12 protein-coding genes are annotated in these 19,377 nt (G+C 47.1%); 2 read left to right on the top strand and 10 right to left on the bottom strand.

What is annotated here, in order from left to right; genetic code table 11:
• Nucleotides 1-96: 96 nt before the first annotated feature.
• The 4 genes from L3C95_RS26900 to L3C95_RS26915 all read right to left on the bottom strand — a co-directional run bounded on the left by L3C95_RS26900 (nucleotide 97) and on the right by L3C95_RS26915 (nucleotide 7,717).
• Entirely contained in the window at nucleotides 97-1,893 is a 1,797-nt protein-coding gene (locus tag L3C95_RS26900) for a RagB/SusD family nutrient uptake outer membrane protein (protein WP_236392638.1), read from the bottom strand.
• 62 nt (nucleotides 1,894-1,955) lie between these two features.
• A complete protein-coding gene (locus tag L3C95_RS26905; protein ID WP_236392640.1) occupies nucleotides 1,956-5,210 on the bottom strand; it encodes a SusC/RagA family TonB-linked outer membrane protein in 3,255 nt (1,084 codons plus the stop codon).
• 469 nt (nucleotides 5,211-5,679) lie between these two features.
• Nucleotides 5,680-6,312, bottom strand: a complete 633-nt coding sequence (prfH, locus tag L3C95_RS26910; RefSeq protein ID WP_236392642.1) for a peptide chain release factor H — start codon at nucleotides 6,310-6,312, stop codon at nucleotides 5,680-5,682.
• Nucleotides 6,313-6,316: 4 nt separating this feature from the next.
• Nucleotides 6,317-7,717, bottom strand: a complete 1,401-nt coding sequence (locus L3C95_RS26915; protein WP_236392644.1) for an RtcB family protein — start codon at nucleotides 7,715-7,717, stop codon at nucleotides 6,317-6,319.
• A 489-nt stretch (nucleotides 7,718-8,206) separates the two neighbouring features.
• Between L3C95_RS26915 and L3C95_RS26920 the strand changes: the two genes are divergently transcribed.
• Both L3C95_RS26920 and L3C95_RS26925 read left to right on the top strand, forming a co-directional pair.
• The gene (locus tag L3C95_RS26920) at nucleotides 8,207-8,587 is read left to right on the top strand and encodes a transmembrane 220 family protein (protein ID WP_236392646.1); all 381 of its coding nucleotides are present in this window, start codon (nucleotides 8,207-8,209) and stop codon (nucleotides 8,585-8,587) included.
• 481 nt (nucleotides 8,588-9,068) lie between these two features.
• On the top strand, nucleotides 9,069-10,337 hold the full coding sequence (locus L3C95_RS26925; protein ID WP_236392648.1) for a hypothetical protein: 1,269 nt from the start codon (nucleotides 9,069-9,071) through the stop codon (nucleotides 10,335-10,337).
• Between the two features lie 532 nt (nucleotides 10,338-10,869).
• On the opposite strand, the gene L3C95_RS26930 is transcribed toward L3C95_RS26925, so the two are convergent.
• The 6 genes from L3C95_RS26930 to L3C95_RS26955 all read right to left on the bottom strand — a co-directional run bounded on the left by L3C95_RS26930 (nucleotide 10,870) and on the right by L3C95_RS26955 (nucleotide 18,947).
• Nucleotides 10,870-14,286 carry a ThuA domain-containing protein gene (locus L3C95_RS26930; RefSeq protein WP_236392650.1) on the bottom strand — a complete coding sequence of 1,139 codons (3,417 nt, stop codon included), beginning with the start codon at nucleotides 14,284-14,286 and terminating at the stop codon, nucleotides 10,870-10,872.
• A gap of 77 nt (nucleotides 14,287-14,363) precedes the next feature.
• Nucleotides 14,364-15,209, bottom strand: coding sequence for a ThuA domain-containing protein (locus L3C95_RS26935; protein ID WP_236392652.1), 846 nt, complete (start codon nucleotides 15,207-15,209; stop codon nucleotides 14,364-14,366).
• A 12-nt stretch (nucleotides 15,210-15,221) separates the two neighbouring features.
• Entirely contained in the window at nucleotides 15,222-15,935 is a 714-nt protein-coding gene (locus L3C95_RS26940; RefSeq protein ID WP_236392654.1) for a DUF1080 domain-containing protein, read from the bottom strand.
• A gap of 128 nt (nucleotides 15,936-16,063) precedes the next feature.
• Complete coding sequence (locus tag L3C95_RS26945) at nucleotides 16,064-16,477, bottom strand: c-type cytochrome (RefSeq protein ID WP_236392656.1); 414 nt, start codon at nucleotides 16,475-16,477, stop codon at nucleotides 16,064-16,066.
• Nucleotides 16,478-16,714: 237 nt separating this feature from the next.
• Entirely contained in the window at nucleotides 16,715-17,767 is a 1,053-nt protein-coding gene (locus tag L3C95_RS26950; RefSeq protein WP_236392658.1) for a sugar phosphate isomerase/epimerase family protein, read from the bottom strand.
• A gap of 16 nt (nucleotides 17,768-17,783) precedes the next feature.
• Nucleotides 17,784-18,947 carry a Gfo/Idh/MocA family protein gene (locus tag L3C95_RS26955; protein ID WP_236392660.1) on the bottom strand — a complete coding sequence of 388 codons (1,164 nt, stop codon included), beginning with the start codon at nucleotides 18,945-18,947 and terminating at the stop codon, nucleotides 17,784-17,786.
• Between the last annotated feature and the right edge of the window lie 430 nt (nucleotides 18,948-19,377).

Consider the following 19,377-nt stretch of genomic DNA (forward strand, 5'->3'; position numbering starts at 1 on the left):
GTGTGTTGGATTAGGAAATATAAATATACCCAAAAAGCGGAAAGACCCCGTCGCCAGGGTCTTTCCATTTTATCCTCTTCGTTAAATAGACATGTGTTAATATCCCGCATTCTGCTCAAGCGTCTTCGCTCCGTTTTTGAAGCTCAGGTCAATCTGACGTTGAGGAATAGGATAATTCTCATTACGGCCAACAACAAACTTACCGCCGGTTACGTCAGTAGTGATCTTGGACTCGTAAGCGAAGAACCTGGTCAGCTCAGCTGATGCTGTTCCCCAACGAACGATGTCAAAGAAACGCTGACCTTCCATTGCCAGTTCCAGCTTACGCTCAAAGCGGATCGCTTTCAGTGCGCCATCTTTACCCATTGCGGTGAATGCACCTGCAGGATAATTAGCTACTACGTAATTCGCAGCTGGTGTAGTGGAAAAACCACCCATTGGCTTGGTATCGTCGATGTATTTGTATACGATGGTCTGTGGATTAGCAGCCCTGGTACGCACCATATTTACATATATCTGCGCTGCATCGAGGTTGCTCAGCTCAGCTTCTGTTTCTGCAGCCAGTAACAGTACGTCTGAGTAACGGATCAACACCAGGTTGATAGCAGAACCAGGCGCCCAGGAGTTTGCATCTTTATACTTATCCTGGTTGTACTGCCAGTACACGTTCTTTTTAGGAGCATAAGGACCAGCATAATCCTGATCGCGCACCCAGCTACGGCCAGGGTGATTACCCCAATCCAGGTAAGGAATACCGCGACGGCCTACTGTCCAGTCAAGACGTGGGTCCAGATTACCTGCATCAGGCGTAAATGGCGCTGTAGACAATACCTTCATATCGCTCTTTACTGCATGATCGTTGAAATCTTCCAGGAAAGGCAAGCCGTTAGCATTTGTACGGTAAGAGTTCACCAGGTCCTGGGTAGGCTGATAGAATCCGCAGCAACCGAATGGGCTATTGTAAGGGAAATTCAGCATCTCGCCCTGGTTACCGTTGGAGATCTGACCGGTACCATTGTTGGCAGACATCTGAATGGCAAACACAGACTCACTGTTATTCTTTGTTTCTGAATCGAAGTTGTCTTCGAATCTTGCTGTCAGTGCATATTTCACGCCTTTTGCAGTTACACCCTGTGTAGTGATCAGGTCAAACAGCGGTTTAGCGTCTGTCCATTTTTTCTGATACACATAGGTTTTAGCCAGGTAAGCAGCTGCTGCCCATTTGTTGGCACGTCCTACCTGCGATTGTGTAGGAGGCAGGTTTTCGTAAGCATACTGGAAATCTGCTTCGATCTTTGGCCAGATGTCTACGTTGTTTGGCTGTTTGTAATCAGTGATATGGGTTTCGTCTACCCAGGGCACTTTACCAAACATTTTCTTCAGTTCGAAGTAGTAGTGACCACGCAGGAAACGCGCTTCCGCCTGTACCTGTGTCAGCTGACCGGCTGACATGTCCTTTACGTCAGGTAGCAGTGACAGGAGCGTGTTTACCCGCACTACTCCGTCAAACAATACTTTCCATTTTGTATTGAAGAAACCATTGCTTGCATCAAACTGCCCGGTTGCGATCAGGCTGATAGGCGGCTGGTCTGTTGCATCACTACCTTTGTGTGCATCACCACCCGCTACGCTACCATAGATCCAGTTGCTGGGAGCTGCTTCCCAGGGACCACCTGTGCCGATGGCTGCTACGTCCTGCTGCTGTCCATCCAGTGCAGCATATGCACCGATCAGTAAAGCGTCTATACCATCTTTGGTAGATACTGCGGCTCCCGTCAGTGAACCCTGAGGATCACGTTCCAGGAAACTTTTGCTACAGGCGTCGAAGAACAAACCTCCGGCTACTACTGCTGCAACTATTATATATTTTGATCTTATTATGTTCCGTTTCATGTTTAGATAATTTTGATATTCTCCAATTACTTTTAACATAACCTTACCCGTTAGCTAAAAAATCAGAAGCCTACATTAACGCCTACGAGATACTGACGCTGGTTTGGATAAGCACCTTCATCAAGGCCGAAGTTGGTTGTACCACCGGTGATTTCCGGATCAATACCACTGTATTTGGTGATGGTGAACAGGTTAGCTGCCTGTACATAGATGCGGAACCTCTCAATACCCAGACGTTGCAGGATTGGTTTAGGCAGCGTATAACCTAACATCATGTTCTTGGCTCTCAGGTAAGAACCATTCTCAACCAGGAAGGAGTTAGGTACAGTGTTGGTGCTGAAGGAACCTTCATTCTCCTGGATAGGCGCTTTTGCATTCTGGTGATCGGGTCTCCAGGAATCATACAGCGCAGTTTTGCTCTTCGCACCGGCAAATGATGGATAGAAGTCTGTCCACCAACGTACCTGGTTCCATATCTGGTTGCCCTGTACACCGTAGAAGAACACGGTAAAATCAAAATTCTTATAGTCCAGTTCGAGGTTCAGACCATAGCTGAAATCAGGATTAGGGTTACCAAGGAATGTACGGTCAGCTTCAGTGATGATACCATCTTTATTAGTATCCTGATAACGGAAACGTCCCAGTCCGATACCTGTCTGGTAAATTGCATTAGGATTGTTGGTTGCTTTCTGCGCCTGATCATTTGCCTGTGCAATTTCCTCTGCGCTATTCCAGAATCCTTCAGTTTTGTAACCATAGAAGCTGGAGATCGGATGATCAACTGCGTTACGGATGATAAAGTTACCATTGAAACGACGCGCTTCCTGATCAAAATAAGGAGCATCGGCAGATATGCTAACGATCTTATTCGAATAAGTGGTCAGGGTAGCATTTGCTTTCAGTACCAGGTCGCCGGTAAGATGAATGTCATTAACACCGAGAGACACGTCTATACCGTGGTTCTCCATCTGTGCAATGTTCACTGTCGGAGGATCTGTACGGCCGGCAGTACCGGAGATCTCTGGTTTGTACAGCAGGTCTTTTACTTTCTTCTTGTAATAGTCTGCGGTGAATTCCAGTTTACCCTTAAACAATGTCGCATCGATACCAATGTTCATGTTGGTATTGCTTTCCCACTTTGCATCAGGGTTACCGATATGTGTTCTGAAGAAACCGGAAGCCAGTGAATTGGAAGTACCTCCAATGTCATAAAAGGAAGAACCTTTGTTCAGACCATACTGTGTGAAGGCGTTAGATGCTTCCACATTCAGCTGGTTACCCATGACACCATATCCTCCTCTGATCTTTAAGTCAGACAACCACGCCACTTGTTTCAGGAAAGCTTCCTGTGAGATACGCCAACCAGCGCTCACCGCAGGGAAAACCCCAAAACGGTTATTGGCGCCGAAGCGGCTGGAACCATCACGACGGATAACAGCACCGATCAGATATTTGTCTAACAGGCTGTAATCTACGCGGCCAAAGATAGAGTACAAGGCATCAGTATAAGTACCACTGCCATTAGTCACCGTACCGGTACCGGTAGACAGGTTGGTGAAGTTTGGATCAAAGATGAAATAATTCTGTGTGGTACCTGTCAGTGTACGACCATGGTTGTCGAATGCTTCAGTACCTACCAGTATCTTGATGTCATGCACTTTGTTGAAGTTCTGTGCATAAGTCAGGGTATTGGTCCAGGTCCAGTTGTATCCATTGCTGGATCCTTCTGTATAGGAGTTTACTTTATTATTCTCAGCATTTTCATACTCAGGATAAGTAAAGTTGTGAGTAGAAGCAGAAAAAATCTCACCACCAAAGGTAGTACGGAAAGTAAAATGCTTCATGAAGTCGACCTCTCCATATACACTACCCAGCAAGCGGTTGCCAAGGCCACGGTTTTCTCTCGTACGGTCCTGTATTGCAACAGGATTACGGGCGTTACCCAACTGAGCGCCGTTTGTGCTGAAGGAACCGGCAAAGTTGCCCCTAATGTCACGCACAGGAATGATCGGCTGCTCACGGAAAGCCATACCAATGGCACTTCCTTCTGTCAGCGCATCTATCTGCGGGTTGTCGATTACAGAGAACTCGAGATTTTCACCGATACGTACATGTTTACTTACGTTAAACTGGCTGTTGGAGCGGATAGAGTAACGTTTCAGGTAAGTATTCAGCAAGGTACCTTTCTGGTTGAAATAGTAGAAGGACAGATAGTAAGATCCCTGATCACCGCCACCGCTTACTGATACGTTATGACTTGTAATGTAAGCTGGTTTGAATATCTCGTGGAACCAGTCTGTACCTGCTTTGTTTGCCCTGCTGATACGATAGAAATTATCCAGGTCAGAAGGATTCTTGTAATTAGGATTCACATTGTATTTAGAAGGATCTACGTTTGGATCTCCTTCCATCAGACCTCCCGGAGCAATATAGTCGGGTAGTCTCGGAGTAGCACCAGTACCATACAATCCATCGTTATAAGAAACATTCGGATTTGTATTTTTTAATGCCATCCATTTCAGATCAGCCATCTCCTGTGGAGACAGAATGTCCCATACATTACCACCTTTCGGACGTTGGGTACCATAGTAGCCATCATAGGTCACTCTTACCTTACCATCAGATTTACCTCTTTTGGTGGTGATGATGATTACACCGTTAGCAGCTCTTGCACCATAGATAGAAGCAGAACCTGCATCTTTCAGCACCTGCATAGAGGCTACGTCATATGGGTTCAGGTCTACGATGTTCTGCGTAGGTACTCCATCAATAACGTAAAGAGGAGTGTTGTTACCGAAGGTATTCACACCACGGATACGTACCTGTGGTTCTTCACCCGGCTGACCGGAACCTAACACAGTGATACCAGATACCTGGCCCTGTAACTGATTGCTCACCTGAGCAGTGGGTTGACGGCTGATCTGTTCTACGTTTACAACAGATACAGCACCTGTCAGGTCTTTTTTACGTTGAGTAGCGTAACCAGTTACCACTACTTCATCGAGTGAACCTACTTTTTCGCTCAGCACTACACTAACAGAAGCAGCATCTCCAAGCACTACTTCCTGCTGAGTATAGCCTACGAATGAAAACACAAGGATCTCTCCTTTTTTGGCAGTAACACTAAAATTTCCAGCTGGATCTGTGGCAGTACCACGGCCGGAATTTTTAATTGCTACAGTTACACCTGGCAAGGGATTACCGGAAGCCTTATCTGTGACCTTCCCGGTAAATTTAGTCTGGGCGAATGCAGCGCCGGCAAACAACAACAACAATAGCCAGCAACACGCAAATGTGCGGTAGACATGTCTCTTCATAACGTGAAACGTTTTTAAAAATTGGTTAATAATTAGCCTGTCCGGGCTTGTACACTGCGCCTTTCGGCAGGTACAGACACGAAAAATGACCGGGTTAAGTCAATATCCTGGTCTTAGAGGGACACTATGTACATCCTTCCTCTCGGGCTCAAATCCATATCGATACCGATTGCATCAGTATCAATGCAATAATATATCCGGGCGGTTTAGTTGTTAAAAAATGGGAATGGCGTACTTAAATGTTTTTTTTAAGGACTACAGTTTAGTTTTTTCATACGTGTTAACATAAAAACTTAGGGAACATGGATTAGATCTTGGCATTTATTAAACACACACTAAAGTTTCAATTGTTAACTGCCGACCAAGGTAACACATTCGTTTAATTTAAGCAAGACAAGCTGTAAATTTTTAATCAGTATTTAAGAATTTACTATCACTTTTACAAAACGGTGAAGAAAGAGGGCGGCGATCACAGTTTGTCTGTGATCACCTTTACGGCCCTACCTCTTTCCAGTTCATTATGTTCCTGCCACTGATCCTGCCGGCGTGCCAGCAACTGTTCCATCTGCCAGGACATGAACTTCGCTTCCAGCCTTTCCAGGCAAAGCTGTTTGTTCTGCAACTGTGAACGGCTGTCCATTGCCAGCACCTGGATACCGGAAGGAAGATGCGTGCCCCGCACCGCTGTCTCTACTTTATTGACATGCTGCCCACCGGGACCCGATGCACGACACGATTCAAGCTTTACATCCTTCAGGTCCCATTTCAGCTGCTCTTTCACATCAAAGACCTCGACGCCCACAAACCAGTTCTTGCGCTTGTGGAACTTACGGTAAGGACTTTCTGCGATCCACTGCACAGTACCTCGCCACTCCTTTACAAATGCATCAAGCCCCTTTCCTTTCGCGCCATTTTCTTCTTTTATTAATAGTACTGCGGATAACAGTGTTCCCTTCAGATCTCCCTTTTTGCTTTCCAACACCTGGATATCCAGTCCCTGTGCGCGGGCGGCCTTCATCATCAGTTCCACCACCTTTGCCACTACCCGTGTACATTCTGCCGGTCCTCTTCCGGCTGTTACCTGTATAATTGACTTGTTCATGTTGTTACTCTTTATGCATTCTTACAATCCGGGGTAAAAAGCGCCCCTCTACGTTTACCAATTCCTGCTGCGCTGCTATCACACTTTCAATGTCTTTATAGGCGAGCGGATTTTCTTCCACAGTACCACCGATCAGGGTAACGCCGGCATCTGCCAGCATCTTCTTCAATGCTGATACTGTCATACTTTCTCTCGCACGCTTCCGGCTCATCATTCTGCCGGCGCCATGCGAAGCAGAGAATAATGACTGCTCCACGCCTTTTCCGGTTACCAGATATGCAGCGGTGGTCATACTTCCGGGAATAATGCCCGGCTCTCCCTCATGAGCAGGTGTGGCTCCTTTGCGATGCACGATCACTTTACGACCATCTTCCAGCCTTTCTTCCCAGGCAAAATTGTGATGGTTCTCAATAGTGATCAGCCGCTCCAGTCCTACTGCTTTTGCCATATTGATATGTATCCTGTCATGACAGGCTTTGGCATAATCGCCCGCCAGCTGCATACTGAGCCAGTACTCCCGCCCTGCCTCACTGTTCATATCCAGCCAGGCCAGCTGCTGCGCTTCTCTTGGCAACTTACAGGTGTCCATAGCGATCTTCGTATAATGCATCGCCACATTGGCGCCCAGTCCGCGGCTGCCCGAGTGCGACAATAGCGCTACGTAATCTTTTGCAGGCAGCCCCAATGAATTATCTTCAGCTAACCTGATCATACCAAACTCCACAAAGTGATTACCGCTACCGGAACTTCCCAGCTGCCTTGCCGCTTTTGCCTGTAGCTTCTTCAGCAGGCCGGTTGCCTGGAAAGCAGGATCATCCAGTACAGGGTGTTCCTGTTCAACATCCAGCCCTCCTTCCATACCAAAGTGCGTCCATTCTTTCAATGCCACCTTCATCTGGTAGCCGTAACGTTTGATAAAACTTTCACCTTCATCAAAGATGGACAATGACATGCGACAGCCAATGTCCACGCCTACCGCATAAGGTATAACAGCGTTCTCCGTAGCCAGTACTCCACCAATAGGTAATCCATAACCTGTGTGTGCATCCGGCATAAGAGCTCCCTGCACCGTTACCGGCAACGACATAGCGATCTCCATCTGCTTCTTCGCAGCATGCTCGATCTCTTTGCCACCATAGATCTTCAGGCGTCCTGTCTGTTCCAGCAAGGTGAACTCCTTATGATGCGTGACTTCTTCTTTTTCTATGAATGTAGCTGCGATCTTACCCAGCACTTCATCATTGATATATTGCTCAGGTTTCTCTTTAATACCCGACAATAATGTAATGAGCTGCTCTTTGGTATGATGCTTAAAATGTTTTGAAATAATATTAATGACCAGACTTCTTGCACGGTCATTTGTATAACCGATCTTACTCAGTTCTTTTGTGCGTAAACTGCCCATATAGGTGCGTAATAAATTGTATAGTGAATCGTATCGCTCAAATGATATCGAACGACAATTAAGGCATGAGACACCCTTTCCGCAGGCGCAGAAGATCCCGTCTATACTGATTTCCCGGGGGCACACCGCTGGCTATAAAGACGCAGCTGTGCAACCGTAGCAGGTGTATACGACCATCCCGGTTAAACTTGAAGCTACAGGCACACTAATGAAGCACACTAATGAAACATACCAATAGTCACATTGATGATGTACACCAATGATATACACTAATGATGAATGACATCAATGTCTACACGCTTTCCAGTAAATTAAAAAAGGAAATATTGCCTGTATCAGGCAGCGGGCGAAAAGGGCGATATGTGAATACGTTCTGTCATGATTCCTTGTGTTTTTTAGAGGTGAACAATAAAGGAATTCGGATGCAAAGGTATATATTTTCTATATTATATCAACTATCTTCGTTCTGTCGCTGACAATTTTTTTTCTATGAAAATATTCAACATCATCTGGGGTATCCTGTTCATCATTTTCGCAGGACTACAATACAATGATCCTGATCCTTACATATGGGGACCTATTTACCTGTTTGGCGCCGGATGCTGCCTGCTTGCTGCGAGTGGCCGCTTTTACAGGCGCGCTTATCTCTTCGGCATATTTGTATACCTCGTGTATGCAGCCTACCTTTTCTTTGATAAGAACGGTGTTATAGACTGGGCTACCGAACATCATGGTGAGAACATTGCAGAAACCATGAAAGCAACGAAACCATGGATAGAAGAAACACGTGAGTTCTTCGGATTATTCTTACTGATCATAGTATTACTGATCAATTATTTCTATGCAGGCAGAAAGTTGAAAAAGGGGTAAACGATCAATGCCGGCAGTAGTTGATTAGTATTGCCACGATCAACTATTTCTATGCGATCAATTATTTCCATGCTGGCAGACAATTGAAGAAGCGTTAAACGATCATTGCCAGCAGTAGCTGATTAGTATTGCTACGATCAATTATTTCCGTGCGATCAATTATTTCCATGCTGGCAGACAATTGAAGAAGCATTAAACGTTCATTGCCAGCAGCAGTTGCTCAGTAATACTACGGTCAATTATTTCTATGCAGGCAGAAAGTTGAAGAAGCGTTAGACGTTCCGGCCCATCCTGCAAAATATCCCGGCAGGCCGCCAGCGGAGTTCCTCAAAAGTCTGCGGGCCCAATCGTAGCCGGGGGAAACCCACACCGGGAAAGGCGGAAGGTAAGGAACCGCGGGCGATGTATAACAAGTAATATAACAAGTACATTGTTATAGTAGGAAATGCTTAAATTTAATTAGTTACAATTCCCTTATACTGTGTCATACCCTTACAATCACACACCGGCTGTTGCCCCAGGTATTCGCACTGCTTCGCAGGCATCCGCTAACAACATTGGCGCTGCCGGCGTTGCCAGGCCTGCCGTAAAGCCACAGATCAACCCTACATCCGGGTATCCGGTTATGCAACCGGTAGTTCAGCAACAGCAGCTACCTAATAAAGTAGCGCAGTTCAAATTGGTAATTAACGGCCGGGAAAGGAGACGTTCAAGCCTGAAACTTGTGCAGACTTATATCCTGGCTGCAAAAGACGAGGCCGATTTTTACGACAGGCTTGGAATAGAAAAGCCAAAAGACAACAAGCCGTTTCTATACGCGGCATCCGTATACGGGAAATTACGCAGCGTACATCCTTCCGTGCTGAAGATGCTCGCACAATTAAAAAGATGGGCAGCTGAAAATGCCCGCCATAATTTTGATTCCTGGGAAGAAGCAGGTGCAGCAGCGTACCAGGTTGCTCATGAGGCGCAGAAAGCGTTGAAAATACATCCGCCTTCCCCTCCCGGCAGCCCGCTCACCGATTCACAGGATGAATATGTAACGCATCTGAACGGTCCCGGCCGGACCGCCGAGCATATGCAGCCCAACGCCAAATGGAATGAGCTGAAGATACATGGTCAGATAGGCGAATATGCGCATCAGCAGCTACTGGCGTCCACTGGCATACCCTACCACGATGCCAATAACCTTTTAGGTTATAATATGGCCGGCCTGGATACAATCAGCAATACCCCCACTCCTTTCGGACAGTCAAAAATGCATTTGGGCACCACAGAGTCCGCCCAGGAAATGGTGCGTGTCTATACCGGACACATAGGCAAAGCGCCTGAATATGCCCAGACTTTCCTAACCAAGCTATTTGCAGACACCCCTGCTGGTCAGGTAATGCGGCAAAAGCTGATAGACCTTAATAAAACCTGGAATAATGATGACATTGCCGATTTGAACGATTACGGAAGAAAAAAGGAGTGGCTTGTCAAAAAAGGACAAGAATCACCATTGTTACCAGGCTTTGCTGACGGCGCTGTGGTGCAAACCGATCCGGTGCAGCTGATCATAAATGGCATGGTCTTTCCCGTTCCCAGTGATGTATATGACCTGATACCGGCAGATTTCCAGGAATGGTTTGACAAATTACCTCATGACCTCAACTGGTACCGCAAAGTGAAATCTCAAATGGAATACAAGTTTAACAAGCCACCTGAAACAGAAGAAGATAAAGATCCTACTTTCAAGATACCTGATTAATAGCCATTGTCTATCGATAAAAAAGCCCTCAGAGGGAAAAAAGACGTCTAAGCGATAACGTGACCCGCATAGGCAGTACCTCCATCAGAAAAGCGGAGCATTTAAACACCACAGGGACCGCATAAGTAGCACCGGCTCCAGAAAAGCGGGCGTTTATACACTAATAGGGACCGCATAAGTCGCACCGGCTCCTGAAAAGCGGGCGTTTATACACTAATAGGGACAGCGTAAGTAGCACCGGTTTCAGATGGGAATGGCGGGCCTTCGGCTCTCCGGCCACACGACCGATGCTGTTCAATAGATATTCAACATCCTATTCGCTTGACAGCGCTCAATAGTCTTCCAGAGAGGCGCCGACCGCCATCCCATACTGAAACCGAAGCTACTTAGCGATAAAAAACCGAAGCTACTTGGCGACAAAAAACCGAAGCTACTTAGCGATAAAAACCAAAGCTACTTAGCGATAAAAAAAAGAAGTGCCCCCAAAAAGTGAGACACTCTTTGGGGGCACTTCTTTTTATATCTAATTCTATTACTTACTCATCAACTGGAACGACGATATCCCGAGACCAGTTTTCTCCGCCGGATCAGCAGCCTTAATCACCACATGCAGCGTATGATCCTTCCCGTCAGCCACAGGTGCAAAAGACACCAATGCAGCATTAGGCGCCATACCTTTAGCTCCCACACCAATGATCGCTTCTCCCAGTTTCAACCCATCTGCCTTATCCAGGAATATCTCCACAACATAACCATGCTGTAATGGCTCCTGTGTGAAATAGTTAATGCTGATACCACTCACCGCTGTCAGGTCAAGATTCCTGTAATCCGCCCATCCATTACCAGTAGGTATCAACAGTTTCTTACCATTAAATTCAAAGGTAGAAACACCATCTGATTTATCGAATGCCGCCGCAGGTATCTTCGGACTCCTCAGCGTGATCGCATCTGTACCAGTAATAGGTTTGATACCAGGACCACCTTTATCCGTATAGCTGGCCATCAGGTACAACACACCATTGTCTTTTTCCGGTTTACCTGCAGTAGCATCTACCGTACCGCTTACCGGCAATGATGGCGCAACCTTGCTGCTACCACCTACTGACATGATATATTCCACCAGCTGATGCGCTTCTGACTGTGTGATGGTCGGGTGTGCAGACATCGCTGTTTCGCCCCATACACCACCACCACCTTTGATGATCTTGTCTGCCAGGTAATCAGGCGCTTTCGGATCATCTTTATATTTCTCAGCTACCTGTTTGAAGCTTGGCCCGATAGATTTTTCATCTACTTTATGACAGGTCTTACAATCGCTGGACTCCACCATGTTCTTACCAGCAATAGCACCAGTAATGATCTGGTGGCCCTGCTGAGGAATACCCGCTTTGTCATTACCTTCCATATAGTCGGCCCTGATGTACAGGTTAGCATTATCGATCTTACCATCTTCGGTAGACCCATCTTCTTTATCCTTCACATTAACGCTGTAAGCAACAGGTTTGCCGAGGAAATAGAACATCTTGTTGCCAGTCACACTCACTTTCACTTGTGGTGTTTCATTACCAGCATACAGCTCTATACCACTACTGCGGGTGCTTGCGCCATTGGCATCCAGCACTTCTACAGATACTGCATATTCGCCAGCCGTAGTATAGGTTACCTCTGTTTCCGGTTCTTTGGTTTCTTTCTTGTTACCGTTACCCAGGTACCACACATATGTCAGCTGATCACCGTCAGGATCTGAAGACCCTTTCGCACTCAGTTTAGCCGTAAACGGAAGGCCGCCGGACAGTTTGTCTACATGGATCTGTGCCAGAGGCGCACGGTTACCACCGTTATAATCGATACGTGACAGACCAGCGTCTTTATTCTTACTAAACCATCCATTACCATATTCCAGTAAATAAAGGCGACCATCAGGTCCCATTTCCATATCTATGATCGCATTGAATTTTGTATGTGGTACGAAGTCTTCTGTCTTGGACAGGTTGAAGTCCTTGTCAAAAGTCACCGCTTTAATCCAGCCACGTACCCAGTCGTAGATGAAGAACTTGTTGTTATAGTAATCCGGGAAACGGGTTTCCTTCGGATAGAATTCGTTGTAGTACACAGGTCCCGCCATTGCATTACGGCCGCCGCTACCCATTGACGGGAAGTCGGGCGATTTCGCATACGGATACCAGATGAAGGCCGGCTGTGCCGGTGGCAGGTTCTTGATACCTGTATTGTTGCGGGAATTGTTCACAGGCTTCGCAGGATCAAAAGCAGCGCCGCTCTTACCTGTTTCATAGTCATACAGATGATAGGCATAGTTGTTACCTACGAACATCGGATAACCAAAGTTACCGGGCTTCTTCGCCTGGTTGATCTCATCATAACCACGCGGACCACGGTTAGGATCGTCATTGTTAGCGTCCGGTCCTACTTCACCCCAATAGAGGTATCCGTTTTTACGGTCTACAGAAATACGGTATGGGTTACGTGTACCCATTGCATAGATCTCAGGACGTGTATTCGGCGTACCTGGTTTGAACAGGTTGCCGTCCGGAATGCTGTAAGTACCATCTTCATTGATCTTTAAACGCAGGATCTTTCCACGCAGGTCGTTGGTGTTGGCAGATGTACGGCGACCGTCATACTGCAGATGTCCGGGACGATCATCCAGTGGTGCATAACCATTGCTGACATATTTCTGTCCTGGCTCGTCAAACGGAGTGCTGTTATCGCCGGTAGACAGGTATAACAGTCCTCCGGGACCAAAGGTGATAGAACCACCTGTATGGCAGCAGATGTTACGCTGAGAATACAACTGCAGGATGATCTTTTCAGATGAGGAATCCAGCACGTTATTCTCAAACTTGAAACGCGATAAGCGGTTCACGGAAGTATCTGCCGGAGAATAATAGATATAAACATAATGGTTCTTAGCAAAATCAGGGTCAGCGCTCATACCCAGCACGCCTTCTTCTGCATTTACATGAGGCGTTTCAGTTTTATAATACACCCGCAGGAAACCAGCCTGTGTCAGCTTGCGGCTGGCCTGGTTAAAATACATGATCTCACCCCTGCGTTGTGCCACGAGGATGCTGAGATCGGGCAGGATAGTCATTTCAGTTGGTTCGAAGAACTCGCCTGAAATGAGTGAATTCTTGGTGAACCTGTTCTCTTCCGGCACACGGAGGGTGGTAGCCTGCGCGTAATCCAGCATGGTATTTTTACCGATGGCATATTTGATGCCACCCAGGATGTGTGCGAGATACTGCGGCTCTGTATATGATTCGTCGGTATGACCTAACTCTGTATAAAAAGCACGGCCGCCGTCGAAGTCGTGGTACCAGCTGATAGGATGATCAGGTCCGTTAGTACCACCTTCGTAAGTCTTTTCATCTACGGTGATCAGCACCTTTGTATTCTTGCTGATCTTTTTAAAATTGTACCACTCGTCGGTATGTTCCCATGTATCAGGCAGCGTAGCTGTGGCCTGGAATGTTTTGTCCTTTACCGTCAGTTTAGCCTTGTGTGTACCGGCAGGGTGATTATCGAAATAAGCACCTACCAGCTCACCGTACCAGCCCCACTCATATTCAGTATCGGTTGCAGCGTGGATACCCACGAAGCCTCCGCCTGACTGAATATATCTTTCGAAATCTGCTTCCTGGTAATTGTTCAGTACATCACCAGTGGTATTCAGGAATATCACCGCTGCATATTTCTGCAGGGAATCTTCGGTAAAGTTGGCGGCATTCTCTGTAGTATCTACTTCAAAGCCATTTTCTTTTCCCAATTTCTGAATAGCCTGGATCCCTGCGGGGATAGAAGCATGCCGGAAACCGGCTGTTTTCGTGAACACCAGTACTCTTGGATTACCTGGCCGGGTTTTCTTCTGGCAACCGGACATTACTGTTCCCAGTAATACCAGCAGCATCATTACATACCTGATTTGCATGATATTTTTAATGTTAATTGATAATACGGGATACGGCGCTTTTTACAGACCGCATCCTGCCATAGGGACTAATCCTCTTATTTCTTAGCTTTTAAATTCATCGCGTAACGAAGGCCTCCCAATACATGCTGCAGGTATACCGGGTCGGCATAGGACTCCTTAGTATGGCCTAGTTCCGTGTAAAAAGCACGGCCTCCTTCAAAATCGTGGTACCAGCACATCGGGTGATTATCACCGTTCTTACCACCCTCATAAGAGCTTTCATCGATCTTGATCAACACATGTACATCCGGGTTGAGGTCTTTAAAGTTATACCACTCATCCCAGCGTGACCATTTCTCCTGGAGGTGACGGGTTGCATCGTTGTTACGATCCACCACCAGCAAAGTAGCCTGCTGTTGTTTAGGATGGCTGGTGAACCATGCACCTGCCAGCTTATTGTACCAGGCCCACTCATATTCAGTATCGGTGGCTGCATGGATACCCATATAACCGCCGCCGTTATGAATGTATTTCTCCATTGCTGCCTGCTGTTCGTCGTTCAGCACATTGCCGGTTGTATTAAGGAACAATACGGCGGCATAGCGCTTCAGATCTTTATCATTAAACACGCTGGCATCTTCTGTCGTATCTACCGCGAATCCGTTCTCCTGTCCCAGTTTGATCATTGCCAGTTTGGCAACCGGGATACAGTCATGACGGAAACCTGCGGTCTTGGAAAATACCAGTAAACGGGGAGTTTTTTTGAAGGATGCTGCATAACTATCTACAGTGATAGCCAATGTCAGCAGGAGGGCAACAATAAAGCATGGCCCCGTTCTGAAAGGGACCATGCTTATTTTACCTGCTTTGTTGCAAGCGAGGTTATGATGTGTTTCTGTACGGGACAGAAGGGTTGTTTCTCTTACGTGGGTCTTGCTCATGTGTATGTGGTATTACAGTACGTGAATCTTGATATTGCGGTACCACACCTCATCACCATGATCCTGGAGCGCGATATGACCTTTTGCATATTCGCCGAAGCCTTTCCAGTTCTTGAATTTACTGTTGGCCAGGAGTGTTTTCCACTCTTCGCTGCCCATGGTGGTTTCTACGGTTTTAACACCATTCAGCCAGAAGGTCAGCTTACCATCTTTCTTCAGGATCTTCACCTTGTTCCACTCACCCGTTGGTTTTACGGCGTTCTTTTCAGATTTCTTCAGATCGTACAGATCGCCGGAATTATGTTTAGGATATTTGCCATCAGGGTGTTTAGCATCGTCCAGTACCTGCATTTCAGGACCAGTGAGGTAAGTAGCTTTGAACTGCGGATCTTCGTGAACACCGAAAATGATACCGCTGTTGCCACCTTCGGAGATCTTCCACTCCAGTGTTAACTCATAATTTTCGTACTCGTCGTTGGTTACCAGGTCACCACCGGGAGCGCCGTTCTTTTTGGCTTCCTGGTCCAGTGCCAGTGCACCGTCCTGCACTTTCCAGGCAGCACTTGCATTTTTCTGCAGATAAGTGTGCCAGCCTTCGGTGTTGGAACCGTTGAACAATAATTTCCAGCCCGCTTTCTTTTCTTTAGCGGTGAGGGTATTCAATTCCTGTGCAGATGTGGATAAAGAGATCAGACTGAGTGCCAGAACGGGAATAATGTGCTTCATTGCAAATTGAGTTTTTTTATAGCCGATAGTTGCATTGCTGGTCCACAGTTGGTGGAACAGGCAACTACCGGCTATATATGATAGTTAATTTAGAAAGCTGAGAGACCAATATAAATGTTGTCTGTCTGCTATTTCAGCGACAGGATATATTTCACCATTTCCTTGGCATCATCTTTAGACAGGTCAGCATGAGGCGTCATAGCAACTTCACCCCAATGACCGCTACCACCGCTGATCACTTTGTCGGCCAGCATTTCGATGTTTGCCTCTGTAGCCTCATATTTCTGCGCTACTTCCTTGTAACCAGGACCTACCAGTTTAGTATCTACTTTATGGCAGGTTTTACAATCTTTCTGCTCTATCAGGGCAGCTCCTTTGGAGGCTGCAGCTTCAGCAGCACCTGGAGATACCATTGAATTGTCTACCGGTGTTTCACTGGCAGCTTCTTCTTTCTTTTCAGTTTGTTTCTCGCTGCTGCCGCCACCGCAGGAGGCCAGCACTACAGCACATAATACAACCGGCGCCAAAAAACGCATTCTCATTTTACAATCGTTTATAAGTTCCTAAATACAAATTGACTTCTATAAAAAAGCATACACTACTTCCATAAGTACGCTCAGTTACCTGTGATGTTATTCCAGCTAAAGCAGCATAGCATCTTTTTTACGAACGACCGGAAGGTAATATACTCATCATTGTACAACGGTGTATACATTATATGATGAGCTGTCCCATTATTCCCCATTCATGATTGGTTATCTGCAGCTGACCGTTCTGCCTTACAGCCCGAGAACTTTTCTGTTCAGGGCTTCATCAGCTCCTCCACCGGCAAAGTCGTCAAAGGCTTTTTCGGTGACACGGATAATGTGGTTCTGGATGAACGGCGCACCTTCTTTTGCTCCATCTTCCGGATGTTTGATACAGCACTCCCACTCCATCACTGCCCAGCCGCTGTAATCGTATTGGGTCAGCTTACTGAAGACGCTTTTAAAGTCTACCTGACCATCTCCGAGTGAACGGAAACGTCCCGGACGGTCAATCCATCCCTGGTAGCCGCCATATACGCCTGAACGGCCGGTAGGATTGAATTCTGCATCCTTTACGTGGAACATTTTTATCTTCTCGTGATAGATATCAATGTACTCCAGGTAATCCAGGCATTGCAGCACGAAATGGCTCGGATCGTACAGCAGGCAGGCGCGGTTGTGATTGCCGGTAGCCTCCAGGAAACGCTCGTAAGAAATGCCGTCATGCAGGTCTTCGCCCGGATGGATCTCGTAACAGAGGTCTACACCGTTGGCGTCAAACTCATTCAGGATCGGCAGCCAGCGGTTGGCCAGCTCCTTAAAGCCTGTTTCTACCAGTCCTGCCGGACGCTGTGGCCAGGGGTATACCGTATGCCAGAGTAACGCACCGCTGAAAGTAGCATGTGCATTCAGCCCCAGGTTACGGCTTGCCCTGGCGGCATATTTCAGCTGATTTACCGCCCATTCGGTACGGGCAGCAGCATTCCCCCTTTTATCGGCAGGAGCAAAACCATCAAACAGTTCATTGTATGCAGGATGTACTGCCACCAGCTGTCCCTGCAGGTGCGTGGACAACTCGGTGATCTCCAGTCCTGCAGCATTTACGATACCTTTGATCTCGTCTGCATAGGTCTTGCTCTCGGCAGCCTTCTGCAGGTCTATCATACGGGAGTCCCAGGTCGGGATCTGTACGCCTTTAAATCCTAATCCAGCCGCCCATTTACAGATGCTCTCCAGGCTATTGAAAGGCGCAGCGTCTCCGAGAAACTGCGCCAGGAAAATTCCAGGTCCTTTAATTGTTTTCATACGTGCCTTTATTGGTTTAGATTTCAAACGTTGTCCATTTCTCAGTGCTCTGGCTGGAACGAACCACGTTGTCGATGAATGCCATACCACGGATACCCTCGTCTACGCCTGGGAAATCGAGTGATTCCGGAGCCGGGGTGTTTCCATCCAGTTTAGCCTGTAGTGTCTGCGCGAAGTTGCGGTACAGGTTACCGAATGCTTCCAGGTATCCTTCAGGATGTCCACCCGGAGTACGGGTATTATGAATCGCATAGCTGCTCTGGTAGCCGCCGTAGTTGCCACCAGCGCGATATATTTCAGCAGGTTTGTCCAGCCATTTTACCAGCAGGGTATTAGGCTCCTGCTGTGCCCATTCCAGTCCGCCTTTCTCACCATATACCCTGATTTTCAGCGCATTCTCTTCACCAGCAGCTACCTGAGATGCCATCAGCACACCTGCAGCGCCATTGTCAAAACGGAGCAGTACTGCGCCGTCATCATCCAGGCCACGGCCTTCTACCATAATATGGAGGTCAGCGCAAAGTTTTTCGATCTTCAGTCCGCTGATATATTCCGCCAGGTTAGCAGCATGGGTACCGATATCACCGAAACATCCGCTTTTACCGGAACGTTTAGGGTCAGTTCTCCAGGCAGCGCCGGCACTGTCTTTTTCTGTAGGTCTGCTCAGCCATCCCTGCGGATATTCCACCCATACCTTACGGATCTTGCCCAGGGCGCCTTCAGCCACCATACGGCGGGCCTGTTTCACCAGGGGATAACCGGTGTAAGTATGTGTGAGCAGCAGGGTGAGACCGGTCTGTTCTACCTTTGCTTTTAATTGTTTGGCTTCATCGAGATTAAAGGTGATCGGTTTTTCGATCACTACGTTAAAGCCTTTGTCCAGCGCCATCATCGCAGGCTCAAAGTGTGCGAAGTTGGGTGTTACGATGGTGATAAAGTCCAGCTTTTCATCCGCAGGTAATGCAGCCTCTTTTTCCAGCATGGTCTTAAAGTCAGTGTACGTGCGGGCAGGGTCCAGGAATAACATCTTTCCAGACTCCAGGGCCGTTTCAGGATTTACACTCAGGGCACCAGCTTTCAATTCGATCAGTCCATCCATATTGGCAGCAATACGGTGAATTGCTCCGATGAAGGCATCCTTACCGCCTCCGATCATTCCCATTCTTAACTTACGGTTCATTGGCAAAACGTTTTATTCTTTATAGGTTTTGAGTTGTCTTTAAGACATTTAACGTGGAAGAAGCAGGAAAGGAGCTTTTCCGCCGTCTAATATATAAAAAAGTACAGGCAACAATCAATATAATACGCAAAAATGCAATCAGCATGAGGGTTTTTCACCATCTCCAGCATGAAAAGTCTGACCTGTACATTTTTTAAATACGAAAGCTGCCGGCATCATCCCGCTGCCTCTATCGCTGGCTGTCGCTTCTGTCCGCCGGTAATACCGCCCCGTCGCATTGTAATGGACAACGGGCTTCAGGTATTTACCGCTACAATCGCTGGAAGTATCCATGAGCACGATAATACACCCTTTCGGGCATCTGTTCATAACGTACATACCGTCCTACCTGCCGGCAAAAACCTTAAATGTAGAAAACTCCCGCCACATT

The organism is Chitinophaga filiformis (assembly GCF_021646545.1).
GTDB lineage: Bacteria > Bacteroidota > Bacteroidia > Chitinophagales > Chitinophagaceae > Chitinophaga > Chitinophaga filiformis_A.